10 protein-coding genes are annotated in these 11,763 nt (G+C 67.4%); 1 reads left to right on the plus strand and 9 read right to left on the minus strand.

Features of this window, described 5'->3' with window-relative positions:
* A partial coding sequence (locus Mlute_RS11695; protein WP_119360814.1) for a hypothetical protein occupies window positions 1-836 on the plus strand: 836 nt, incomplete at its 5' end.
* On the opposite strand, the gene Mlute_RS11700 is transcribed toward Mlute_RS11695, so the two are convergent.
* The 9 genes from Mlute_RS11700 to Mlute_RS11740 all read right to left on the minus strand — a co-directional run.
* Entirely contained in the window at window positions 837-1,262 is a 426-nt protein-coding gene (locus tag Mlute_RS11700) for a hypothetical protein (protein ID WP_119360815.1), read from the minus strand.
* A complete protein-coding gene (locus Mlute_RS11705) occupies window positions 1,262-1,552 on the minus strand; it encodes a hypothetical protein (protein WP_119360816.1) in 291 nt (96 codons plus the stop codon). The genes Mlute_RS11700 and Mlute_RS11705 overlap by 1 nt, the downstream gene beginning before the upstream one ends.
* A 25-nt stretch (window positions 1,553-1,577) precedes the next feature.
* Window positions 1,578-2,489: an ABC transporter permease gene (locus Mlute_RS11710; RefSeq protein WP_119360817.1), complete on the minus strand. Its 912-nt coding sequence runs from the start codon at window positions 2,487-2,489 to the stop codon at window positions 1,578-1,580.
* Between the two features lie 19 nt (window positions 2,490-2,508).
* Window positions 2,509-4,374, minus strand: a complete 1,866-nt coding sequence (locus Mlute_RS11715) for an ABC transporter permease (protein ID WP_119360818.1) — start codon at window positions 4,372-4,374, stop codon at window positions 2,509-2,511.
* A 39-nt stretch (window positions 4,375-4,413) separates the two neighbouring features.
* Entirely contained in the window at window positions 4,414-5,163 is a 750-nt protein-coding gene (locus Mlute_RS11720; protein WP_245958952.1) for an alpha/beta hydrolase, read from the minus strand.
* Between the two features lie 7 nt (window positions 5,164-5,170).
* Window positions 5,171-8,479 carry an efflux RND transporter permease subunit gene (locus Mlute_RS11725; protein WP_119360819.1) on the minus strand — a complete coding sequence of 1,103 codons (3,309 nt, stop codon included), beginning with the start codon at window positions 8,477-8,479 and terminating at the stop codon, window positions 5,171-5,173.
* Window positions 8,476-9,693 (minus strand): efflux RND transporter periplasmic adaptor subunit, encoded by a 1,218-nt coding sequence (locus tag Mlute_RS11730; protein ID WP_119360820.1) that lies wholly within the window; start codon window positions 9,691-9,693, stop codon window positions 8,476-8,478. The genes Mlute_RS11725 and Mlute_RS11730 overlap by 4 nt, the downstream gene beginning before the upstream one ends.
* Window positions 9,693-10,682, minus strand: coding sequence for a TolC family protein (locus tag Mlute_RS11735; RefSeq protein ID WP_119360821.1), 990 nt, complete (start codon window positions 10,680-10,682; stop codon window positions 9,693-9,695). The genes Mlute_RS11730 and Mlute_RS11735 overlap by 1 nt, the downstream gene beginning before the upstream one ends.
* Window positions 10,679-11,763: TolC family protein (locus tag Mlute_RS11740; RefSeq protein ID WP_147371078.1), on the minus strand; the 1,085-nt coding region annotated here is incomplete at its 5' end. The genes Mlute_RS11735 and Mlute_RS11740, both read right to left, overlap by 4 nt.

Here is an 11,763-nt window from a genome sequence, read left to right on the forward strand (position 1 = left end):
CTGCTAAACCCCCCCGGCCCCGCCCGGTTGAGGAGCGGCCCAAGCCTCAGCCCGACCCCGGGCCTGAGAAGCGGATCCGGGTGACCCCTTACCCGAAGGAGGTCATCTTTCCGCACCAACCCCTGCCGATGGAAGTACCGGCCTTCTCCGCCGACCTCGAGGCCTTGGGGTTTGTTCGGGAGTCGGCGGGGGCCCCTTGGGTTTTTCGGGCCTCCTTGGGGCGGCGCACCTTCCATCTGGCCTTGGCCAAGTTCGGTGAGCTTCCCTCTCGGGAGTTGCTGGTCTACCGCCAGCAGGGGCGGGTGCAGTACGCCGCCATCGTGGCCGGAGAGTCGGTGAAGGGGGAGGCCCTGGCGGAAATCGCCTCCGTGCGCCCTTCGGGGCTGGCCCAGGTGAGCTTGGGCTATGTGTCGCCCGAGGCTTTGCAACGCTTGGTGCGGCTCAGGAGCAAGTTTCCCGTGGGGCCGCTGGATGTGGAGCGGCTTCTTCGAGAAGGGCGGGTGGATTTTGAGGCGGTGCAGCGGCTTGAGGAGGATGTTTTCGGTGTGCTGCACGAACGCGGGCACTTTTCGGCGGTGCTGACCCTACTGGCCGACTACCCCCCGCAGCAGGTCTTTCTCCTGGCCGACCTGATGCCCATGGCCCGGGAAATGGGTCTGGAGGCCGACCACCTGCAGGGCATCCTGGAGAGCCTGAGCAGCCCCCCCTTCCTGCTCTTGAAGCGGCTTTCCCCGGGGGAGTTTCTCATGCGCCAGTCGGTGGAGCAGGCGCTTTCCGACTGGATGGAATATGCCCAGGCCATGCGGCGCCGCTTGCAGGGGGTTTTGCGGGAGTAGCTAGAAGATTTTTTTGAGCTCGGCCTCGAGGACGCCCGCGGCCTTTTGGCTGATGGTGAGCCTTAGCTTTATCAGCAGCCGACGGGCCCACCCCTCCAGCTCGGCCAGGCTCTGCTTGGCCTCCAGCTCCGGCAGGTATTGGGCGGCTTGTTCCCCCAAGGTGGCCTGTAGGGCCTCCCGGAGCCGGGTTCGGGCCGCCTCCAGGGGGGAGGGGGCAGGTTCTTTTGCCTCTTCCCCGGTCACCCGCTCCACCAGACCCTGGGCGCAGAGCTCGCTCAGGATTTGGCGGACTAGGTCCAGGGCCAGGCCGCTTCGCTGGGCCAGGAGGATATCGCTTACCTCTTCGCGGCACAGGCTGTAGATGAGCCGCTGTTCCCGGCTCAGGAAGACGCCGAGCGGTTTTTGGGTCTGCCGGTAGATTTGCATCAGGCTTCCAAAGCCGCCAGGATGGCCTCCACCAGGCGCAGCACCAGCCACACAAAGACCGCGCCAAACAGCAGGATTAGGCCCGTGATGAGCAGAAGAGGATCGGCGGGCCGCCCCCAGGTCAACAGGCCTACCGCTAGGTAGCCTAGGGCAAAGAGGGCGATGAAGGAGTTGAGCTGGACGAGCCGTTCCCCGATGATGCCCCCAGGGGCCTGGCTTTTCATGCGAAAGCCAAAATACACGTTGTAGAGCATCAGCGCGAAGCCCGCAAACACGATGAGCTGCAACACCCTGGCCTCCTCGAGGCCGATTTTACTACTTGTCGTAGGGCTTTCCCACCGCCGCGGGGGGCCGGCTTCGCCCTATGAAGCCAGCCAGAACCAGCATAGTTAGGATGAAGGGCAGGGCCTGGACCAAGGTGGCCGGCAGCACATCCCCGCCTTGGAGCTGGATGGCCAGGGCCTGGGCGAACCCGAAGAGCAGGGTAGCGCCGAGGACCCCTAGGGGGTGCCACTTGCCGAAGATGAGCGCCGCCAAGGCGATGAAACCGGCCCCGGCGCTCATGGCTCGGATAAACTGATTCAGGAAGCCGATGGACAAATAGGCCCCGGCGATGCCGGCCAGCACCCCGGAGAGCACGACCGCAGTGTAGCGCATGCGGATTACGTTGATGCCCATGGTTTCGGCGGCTTCGGGGTGCTCACCTACCGCCCGCAAGCGGAGCCCCCAGGGGGTTTTGAAGAGCACCCACCAGACCACGGGGACCAGTAAAAAGGCGAAGATGACCAGGATGGAAACGCTGCCAGGCCCCAGGCTCACGTTGGGCAGCCGGTTGACCACCTCTTGGGAGGTTGAGGTGTTGTTGTAGAGCACCTGCAAGACGATGGAAGGCGCCCCCAGAGCGGCGATGTTGATGGCGGTGCCCGAGACAATCTGGTCGGCCCGGTATTTGATGGCCGCAACAGCGTGGATTAGGCCCACCAGGCCGCCCATCAGGGCCCCTGCGAGGAGGCCCACCCAGGGAATCCAGAAGACCACCTCGCCCCCCATGGCCACCTCGAGCCGGTTGACCGTGATGGCCGCCGCGGCAGCTCCGAAGAGGATCATGCCCTCCAGGGCGATGTTGACCACCCCGCTGCGCTCGGAGAAGAGGCCGCCTAAGGCGGTGAGCAGAAGCGGGGTGGCCTGGCGCAGGGTTGAGAACAGAAGCGCGATGGCAATTTCCATAACTCCCCACCTGACTTTCTCAAAGGGTGGCCCGCTGGGCCGGCTGGGCCTCCTGCTCGGCTTTGGCCTCGGTCTCCACCTGGGCTGCTCGCAGCGGGTCGGTGAAGTAGCGCGGGAGCAGCCCCCCCACGGCGATGAACAGGATGATAAGGGCCTGCAGCACCTGGATAATCTGGTTGCTTATGCCAAGCTGGGCGTTGAGAGAGACCCCTCCGGCCAGCAAGATCCCGAACAGGGTGGCCGACAGGAAGATGCCGATGGGGGTATTCTGCCCCATCAGGGCTACGGCTATGCCGTCAAAGCCCACGCTCGAGGGAATGGCGGTTTTGAGCCGGTAGGTGCCGTCCATTCCCGCCCCCAGCACGTAGTGGGTGGCGGCCAGCCCGGCCAGGGCTCCGGAGATTAGCATGGCCACCACCATCTTGCGCCTCAGGCTGACCCCCGCGTACTCTGCTGCTTTGGGGGCCAGCCCGGTGGCCCGCAGCTCATACCCCCCTGCAGTGCGGAAAAGGTAGAAATTGTAGAAGAGCAAGGCGGCCACCGCGATCAGAAAGGAGCCGTTCAGAAGCTGGGAGGCCAAGGCCGAGCTTATGGTCACTGGAAACCCCGGCAATAGGCCACCCAGCCCGAACCCCAGCAGCGTCGCAGCCGTCGCCAGCAGCAGCCGCCGCCCCAGGTCCAAGCGGCGCAGCCCATAGTAGGTAAGGAGGCCCGCCCCCACCGCCACGGGCAGCGCCCAGGAGAAGGTGCCGCCCGGCGCCAGGAGGTCAATCATCAGAGGGATTCGGGCCCCTTCCTGCATCTCCTCACTGCGTCCCTCAAAGCCCTCCGCCTTGAAGGGCAGCCGCACGGTCTGGCCGAAGAAGCGGTACTCGTTGGCGGCCAGCATGAACAGGAGCACCGAGGCGGCGATGTAGTTCATCATGATGGTGTTGATGACCTCGTTGGCCCCAAAGCGGGCCTTGAGCCAGCCCACGATACCGCCCCAGATGGCCCCCCCTAAGGCCGCCGCCAGAATGGCGCTGGGCAAGAGGAGGAAGCCCGGGAGGGGAAGGTAGACCCCGGCCAGCATGGCGAACAAGGCCCCTATGGTGAGCTGGCCTGGGGCCCCGATGTTGAACATGCCCGCGCGGAAGCCAAAGGCCACCGCTAGCCCGGTGAAGATTAGGGGGGTGGCGAAGGCCAGGCTGTTGAAGAGGCCCGGCAGGCTGAGTAGGGGACTGAAGAGGATTTGGAAGGTGTAGGTTACCAGGTCGAGCTTGCTGGCTATAAACTCGCGGAGCCCCAGCCCCTCTACCCCTTGGGTGCCCAGGCCAGGCCGCAGGATGGCGACTACCACCGCCCCTACCACCACCGCCAGCAAAAGGGAGACCAACGGGACCACCACCCCCCGCAGCCGGACCAGGAAGGCCAGGCCACCTGGGAGCTGCATTCGGGCGAGGAGCAGCAGGGCTAGGGCGTAAAAAAGCCCTGCGTACATCCCCAGCGAAAGGGCAAAGCGGCGCAGCGGGGGGCGCCGGGCCCCCGCGGCCAGGGCGGCCTCGTTGGCGGAGCCCACTGCCTGGTAAAAGAGCAGGGCGCCCACCGCGAAGAGGGCGATTCCAAGCCCTCCTAAGACGTATAGGAGGCGGGCTCGAGCCTGAGGGTTGGGGGTGAGGAAGACCGCGATGGCCGCTACGATCAAGGCCACCCATGCCCCAAATAGGGGACCCAGCCAGGGGAAGCTCAAGCCTTCGGGAAGGGAAAGCCCTTTGGGGTTAATGGTCCCTAAGGGACTGAGAAGGTATCCAGTTCCGTCAAACTCCCGTAGTGGAATGGCCCATGGAGCAAGCGCCATTGCCAGCAGCACCGCTCCACTCGCCGCGAAGAACAAAAGACGGCCCATAGCTTCCTCGGATTCTACAATGCAAGGAAGCGCGCGGGCCTAAGGAGGACTGTCCAGGGCTTCCCTCAGGAAGGCCACCGTTCGCTGGGCCACCTGATCCCAACCGGCTTCCTTAGGAAGGGCCGCAGGGTTGTCGCCCCGCTGGGGGCCGTATGCGCCAAAGCCGGCGTGGTTGAGCCCAGGTAGGACCACGAAGCGGGTGCCTGGGGGGAATTTGCTCTTGTGGGCCTCGAGCTGCTCCGCGCTGATGCGGCCGTCTTTCTCCCCGAAGAGGGCCAGGGTGGGAAGGGGGCGGCTCGAGAGGTCGTTTTGCGGGTAGGCGGCCCACATCACCAAGGCTCTGGCATCCGGATTGCTGGCCGCAAAGTTGGAGGCCACCACCCCTCCTAGGCTGTGGCCCCCTACCGCCCAGCGCAGCCCGGGGGCCTCGGCGATGGGCTGCCGGGCCTTGCCCTGCTCGGTGACCGCCAGGTTGTAGCGCACCCGCAGCAGGGCCACCCGGTAACCGGCTCCGGCGATGCGGCGCAGCACCGGGGCATAGGCCTCCGGCTCCACCAGGCCACCTGGGTAGAAGGCCAGGCCGCCTCGGGCTTCTCTTGGGATGAAGACCCATCCGTAGGGGGTCGCCCGCACCTCTAGGCCTGGGGCAGGCTCCAGGGCTTTTAGGGCCTCGGGGTCCGCGGGGTAGGGTCTTAGGGCCTGGCGGGTGTACCAGACCATGGCCCCGGCGAAAAAGAGCAGCCCCCCGAGGAAGGCCAGCCAGAAGACGTGGTGCTTGCTCAAGCGCATGGCGGTCCTAGTCGGTGGAGGCAGGAAGGGGCTGGTCCTGCCGCTGGAGCTGCTCGTAGCGCTTGCGCTCAAAGAGGTAGAAGGCGGCCGGAACCACGAAGAGGGTAAGCAGCATGGAAACCGAGACCCCCCCCAGGATGATGATGCCCAGCGGGCGGCGGAACTCCGAGCCCTCGCCGACCGCCGCGATGAGGGGAATGGAGATCATCAGCACGGTGAGGGTGGTCATCAGAATAGGCCGCAGGCGTAGCCGCCCGGCCTCCACCAAGGCCTCGTACAGGGGTTTTTCCCGCGCCGCCCGGACCGCAAAGTCTAGGAGCAGGATGGCGTTTTTGGTCACCAGGCCTATGAGGATGACCACCCCCAGCACCGAGACCACGTCCAGGCCGCTTCTGAAGAAGTAGAGGAACCAGAAGGCCCCCACCAGGGCCAGGGGCACCGGCAAGAGCAGGTAGATGGGGTAGCGGAAGGTGTTGAACTGGCTTGCAATCACCAGGAAGTTGAGCAAAAGCGCCAGCCCAAAGGCAATTGGGGCGCTTCGGGCTAGGTCACCCACGAAGGCCGTGGAACCCTGCCGCTCCAGCCGCACCCCATCCCCGAGCACCCCGGCTTTTTCCAGCTCGGCCTCTACCAGGTTAGAGATTTGCAGGATGCCCAGCTCCACCCCGGGGGCCCGGTTGGCGTTGATCCCGGCGGAAAAGGCCTGATTGGTCCGGGAGAGCTGGGCTGGGGTCTGGCGGGTCTCAAACTGGCCCAGGCTGCCTATGGGCAGGGTGCTGCGCAGGGCCGGGGCGGCCACCGGCAGCGAGAGCAGGCTGGCCTGGTCGGGGACGAAGCGCGGGTCGGCCCGCACCACGATGGGGATGTCGTCCCCCCCCGCGCGCAGGTTGGCGGCCTGGGTGCCCGCGTTGTAGATGCGCAGGGTCTGGGCCAGGTCGTTTGGGCTGAGCCCCGTGCCCTGGAGCCGGGCCGGGTCGGGCACCAGCACCCGCTCGGTGGCGGTCTCCTCGAGGCTGCTGCGCACATCGCTCAGGTAGGGGAGGCCCCGCAGGACCTGCAGGGCCAGCCGGTTCTTCTCCTCCAGCACCTGCGGGTTGGGTGCGGTCAGGGTGAACTGCAGGTCGGCGGCCCCGCCCGGCCCTCCCTCAGGCACCGAGACCCGCAGGTCGGCCTCGGGCCGGTTGGCCAGGAGCGCTCCCAGGGCCTCGCGGTAGACGGGGGCCAGGTCGTAGACGTTGGGCCGCTCGTCCCTGGGCACCAGTTCCACCACGATGCGGGCCCGCTCAGGGTTTCCGGCGCCGAGGAGGTTCTGCGAGCTACCCACCGTGGTCAGAAAGGCCCGCACCTCCGGCCGCTGCTTTAGCCACTCCTCCAGCCGGCGGGTGAGGGCGTTGGTTTCGGAGAGGGCGGTGCCTTTGGGGAGGGCTAGGTCAATGTTAATCTGGCCGCTGTCGTTTTTGGGGGTGAAGTTAAAGGGGATGCGCGGGGCCACGAAGCCGATGCTGAGGAAGAACCCCAGGCCCACCAGGAGCACCAGCCCGCTTCGGTGGAGGGCTGCGGCCAGGCTTTTGGCGTAAAGCTCCCGCAGGGCCAGAAAGACCCGCTCCGAGCCCCCGTGCAGGCTTCCCGCGATGGCCCCGGCGAACCCCAGCAGCACCGAGGCGGCCCGCCGCAGCGGGGCCAGGGCCAGGGTGAGGGGGGTGAGGAGCAGGTTGAAGAGGCGCCAGCCCAGGCTGGCGTCCTTTTGCCGGTAGACGTGCAGCCGCAGGCCCCAGCGCAGGTCGTCGCCTAGGCCCAGCAGACGGCGTCCGAGCTGCGGCCAGCTCGGCGGGTCGGGGTCGGGAAAGTAGGCCAGCCGCACGGTGAGGAAGAAGAGGGCCTCGAGCCAGCTCACCGCGATGGCCGCGGCCAGCACGATGCCGAACTGACGGAAAAACTCCCCGATAATCCCCGGTAGGAAGCTGATGGGCAGGAACACCGCCAGAAGCGAAAGGGTGGCTGCCGAAACCGCTGAGAGTACCTCGGTGGCCCCCTTGAGCACCGCCTGCAGGTTGTCGTAGCCCATTTGGCGGTAGCGCTCAATGTTCTCGGAGAGCACGATGGAGTCGTCCACCACGATGCCCACCGCCACAATCAGGGCCAGCAGGCTGATGATGTTGAAGGTAAAGCCCAGCAGCCCGAAGACAATGAGAGCCCCCGACATGGTGATGGGGATGGCCAGCACCACGCTGAAGACTGAGTTGAGCTTGCCGAGGAAGACCAGGGTGATGAAGGAGACGATGAGGGCGACCAGCAGCACCTCGCGGAAGGTGTCCTGGGCAGTATTCTCAATGAAAACGGTCGTGTCGCCCACGATCTGGGCGGAGTAGCCCGGGGGCAGCCGCACCTCCTCCAGGGTGCGCTTCACCCCTTGGGCCACCGCCACCGCGTTGGAGTCGGGGGTCTTGCGCACCGCTAGGGGGATCACTGGCTGGCCGTTTAGGCGGGTGAGGCGGGTGGGCTCGGCCTGGGTATCCCGCACCACCCCCAAGTCGCGCACCTCGAGGCCCCGGGTAGGGTCCACCAGGATGCGCCCCACCTCCTCCGGGGTGGTGGGCGTGTTGCGCAGGGTGAAGAGAAGGCGCTGCCCCTGCTCGTCCTGGGTTCCGGCGGGCACCGCCAGGGCTGAAGCCTGGATGGCTCCCACCACCTGCTGGGGCGAGAGGCCGAAGGCCGCCACCTTATAGGGGTCAAGCAGGACCTGTACCTCCCGCTCCGGCGCCCCTTGCACCTGCACGTCGGCCACCCCACCGATGAGCTGCAGCCGGGGCTTGAGCACATCGTTGGCGTACTTGGCCACCTCGCGCAGGTCGCGCCCGTCGGCCGATAGAGCGATGTAGAGGATGGGCGCGGCGCCCGGGTCAAAGCGCTGGACCACCGGGGCCTGGGCATCGCGGGGGAGCTGGCCTCTTACGGCGGCCACCCGCTGGGCCACGTCGGTGGCCACCCGGTTGATGTCCTGCCCGAACTCGAAGGAGACGATGACCTGGGAGAAGCCCTCACCGGAAAGTGAGGCGATCTGGTCCAGGCCCGAGAGGGTGGAGACCGCCTCCTCTATGGGGCGGCTTACCTGCTGCTCCACCTCCTCTGGCCCGGCCCCAGGGTAGGCGGTGGTGACCGCGACCACCGGTATCTCAAAGCGGGGCAGGAGGTCTACCCCTACCCGGCTTCCGGAGATGAGGCCGAAGAGGACCAGGGCCAGAAAGACCGCGGTGGAGAAGACAAAGCGCCGTACGAAGAACTCGATGGCCGGGTTGACCGGCTTTTGGTCCTTCACCGAACCACCTCCACCCTATCCCCGTCGCTTAGGCTCGAGGGCACCGGAAAGACCACCTGGGCTCCTGCCCTTACCCCCTCTACCACTACCTGGGCTCCGCTGTCGCCCACCACGCGCACCGGGGTGCGCACCGCCCTTTCTCCTTGGACCAGGTACACGAAGGTGGTCCGGCCCTCGGTGCGGAGGGCCCCTGCGGGCAGCAGGATGCCCTCAGCCAGGGTCAGGGTGTAGCGGACCTGGACGCTTACCCCAAGCGGAGGGCTGCCCTCCACCTGGGCGGTGAGCTCCACCAGCCGATCGGTGCCGGGTACCTGGCTGCTGCGGATGAGACGGGCGGTGTAGGTCTGCTCCCCGTAGCTCAGGTTGAGAAGGCTGCCCAGAGGCAGCGCGGCGGCGTCCTCGGGGGGCAGGCGGAAGCGGGCCTCGAGCCGGCGGGTGTCGGCCAGCCGGAAGACCCGCTGCCCGGCGGCCACGAACTCGCCGGGGTTCACGTAGACCTCGGCTACCACCCCGGCGAAGGGGGCCCGCACCTCGGTATCGGCCAGGGCCCTTTTGGCCTGGGCAAGCTGGTTCTCGGCCTGCCGCACCTGCAGGCGTAGCAGCGCTAGGTCCTCCTGGGAGGCCCGCTGGGCCCTGGCCAGGTTTTCCCGGGCGTTGTCGGCTGCGGCCTTGGCCTGGTTGTAGGTGGCCTCGAGGCCCACCAGCTCTACCTGGGCGATGGCCCCGGCGGCAAAGAGCTGCTTTCCCTCCTGGTAACGCTGCTCGGCGGCCCGCAGATTGGCCAGGGCCGACTCCAGGCTGGCCTGCAGGGGGGCCAGCGAGCCGGCGGTGGACCGCTCGGCTCGAGCCAGGTTCACCCGGGCCTGCTCCAGGGCAATTTCGGCGTTGCGCAAGGCGGTCTGGGCGTTTTCCGGGTCAAGCCGCAGCACCACCTGGCCCGCCGCCACCCGGCTGCCCTCCTCCACCAATACGGAGAGCACCTTGCCGGCGGCGGTGGCCCCCACCTGGCTCTCGCGGGCCGGGGCCAGGGTGGCCCCGGTGGTGCGGCTTATGGTAAGCCGCCCGCTTTTGGCCTCCACCACCCGGACCTTTACCTGGCTGGCGAGGGCCTCCCCAGCGTTGCGGGGTTCGCTTTGGGCGCTTCGGCGAGGACCACACCCCGCTAGAAGGGCCAGGGCCAAAATCCCCACCAGCAGGCCTATCCAACCCCGCATCAGCGCCCTCCCGCCCGCAGGCTGTAGTAGGCCCGCCAGTAGTTCCCTAAGGCTTGCTGGGCGGCTAGCTCGGCCTGAAGGTAGCTGAGCTCGGTCTGTAGGTAGGCGAGCTGGCTGATGAGGCCGGCCTCGAGCCGCTTTCTCTCGCTGGCGAGGGCCTCCCGGGCGTTGGCGAGGGCGGCTTGCTGGACGCTCAGGCTCCGGGCCGCGGCCTCCAGGTTCTGGTAGAGCGAGTCGTACTGGAGCCCCAGGCCCCGCTCTAGCTCCCGGGCGGCGGCTGCGGCCTGCTCAGCTCGGGCCTTGGCGGCCTCAATTTCGGCTGGGGCGGCGTAGCTGGGGTCAAGCAGCTCCACCTGCAGCCGGGCCAGCTCGAGCCGCTGCCGGGCCTGCAGCATATCGGGGTTTTTCTCCAGAAGCTCCCTCAGCAGGCCCCGCTCGGGTAGGGCGGGAGGGGCAGGTAGGGGGGAGAGCTCGCCGAAAGGCCCGACCAGGCTGCGCAGGGAGCTTTGGGACAGGGCCAGCCCGTTCTCGGCCCGGCTCAGGTTGCTCCTAGCATCTTCCAACCGGTTTTGCGCGTTGCGCACGTCCAGCGCCGTGCCAGAGCCGTTGCGCTGGCGAATCTGGGCCACCTCGAGCCCCCTTGCGGCGATTTCCATAGCTTTTTGGGCCAGGCGGACCTGGAGCTGGGCCTCGAGCACCTGGGCGTAGGCCCCTACGATGCTGCTTTGGGCCTGGACCAGGGCCCGCTCGTAGTTGGCCTGGGCCAGGGCCTGGCGCTGCTCGGCCTGGAGGCGGGATGGGCGGGTCAGCAGGGGGTCAGCCAGGGTGCGCTGTAGGCTGGCCTTGGCATCCTCCAGCTCCACCTGGGCGGCCCGCACCGGGGCCTGCTCGCCGGCCTTAGCGAGGGCGCTCTCTAAGGTTAGGCCCTGGGAGAGGGCCAGGGAAGAGAACAAGCTCAAAAACAAGAGGGTGGGTTTTGCGGGTTTCATGGGGTCACCTCGCTTGGGGGTAGGGCGTAGAAGCGGTACAGGTCAAGGATGCGCTGGATGCGGCCCAGCTCCGCCTGCTCCACCCCCAGCCGGGCTTGGGCCAGGCTTAGCTCGGCCTGCAGGGTGGCCAGCGGGCTGGTAAGCCCCAGGCGTTCTCGCTCCTTGGCCTCATTCAGGCTTTGTTCGGCATCTTTTAGGGCGCTGCGGGCGTTTTCTAAGTTTTGCTCAGCGCTCTTTAGGGCGGCTTGGAGCAGCTCGAGCTGTAGCTTGCTGCTGCGCCGGGCGGCTTCCAGGGCTTGCTGGGCCGCTTCCACCTGCTTCTGGGCGGCCCCTAGGGCGTCCAGCAAGCCGAACGAGATGTTGGCCGAAAGCCCAATTTGGAGGGTGCCCTGGATGCGGTCCTGGGGAGGGGTGCGCCCTTGGGACTGGTGGGTGTAGCTGAGGCTGGGCTGCAGGGTTCGGGAGTTGAGGGAGATGCTCCAAGCCTCTTGGTTGGAGGTGTTGCGGGTGTAGCTGCCCTGCAATACCGGTAGGACACTCCTTAGGGCCCGGTCGTAGCCTATCTGGGCGTTTGCGAGTTGGAGCTCGGCCTGGCGCACCTGGGGTGGGGTAGCCTCCGGGGGCAGGGGAAGAGGAGGGGGCTCAGCCCTTCCGCTGCCGATTAGGTCGGCCAGGTTCTGCTGGGCCAGGGCCAGGTTGCGCTCGGCCTCGGCCTGCTGTAGGGCCGCCTGGCGCAGCCCGGCCTCGGCCTGCCGCAGCTCGTTGGGGCCGGCCGCTCCGCGCTGGGCCCGCAGCCGGGTGGCCTCCAGGCTGGCCTGGGCCACCCGCACCGCCAGCCGGGCCACCTCGAGCCCCCTCTCGGCCAGCCGCACCCGGTAGGCGGCCTCCACCGCCTGGGCCTGGAGCTGGGTTCGGGCCTGCCTTAGCCCCAGCTCGGCCTGGGCCACCCCTAAGGCGGCTTGGTTGACCGCGTCGGCCACATCGCCGAAAGGAAAGGGGGTGAAGGTGAGCCCTAGGGTGATCTGCCGGGCGTCGCTGGGCAGCTCCAAGCACTGGGGGTTTATGGGGTTGGGACAGACGG

The organism is Meiothermus luteus (assembly GCF_003574085.1).
Lineage (GTDB): Bacteria > Deinococcota > Deinococci > Deinococcales > Thermaceae > Meiothermus > Meiothermus luteus.

Coding starts and splice junctions, on each gene's coding strand:
- Mlute_RS11710 (WP_119360817.1), bottom strand. CDS start 2,489: ATGGAAATTGCCATCGCGCTTCTGTTCTCAACCCTGCGCCAGGCCACC.
- Mlute_RS11735 (WP_119360821.1), bottom strand. CDS start 10,682: ATGAAACCCGCAAAACCCACCCTCTTGTTTTTGAGCTTGTTCTCTTCC.
- Mlute_RS11720 (WP_245958952.1), bottom strand. CDS start 5,163: ATGCGCTTGAGCAAGCACCACGTCTTCTGGCTGGCCTTCCTCGGGGGG.
- Mlute_RS11715 (WP_119360818.1), bottom strand. CDS start 4,374: ATGGGCCGTCTTTTGTTCTTCGCGGCGAGTGGAGCGGTGCTGCTGGCA.
- Mlute_RS11730 (WP_119360820.1), bottom strand. CDS start 9,693: ATGCGGGGTTGGATAGGCCTGCTGGTGGGGATTTTGGCCCTGGCCCTT.
- Mlute_RS11700 (WP_119360815.1), bottom strand. CDS start 1,262: ATGCAAATCTACCGGCAGACCCAAAAACCGCTCGGCGTCTTCCTGAGC.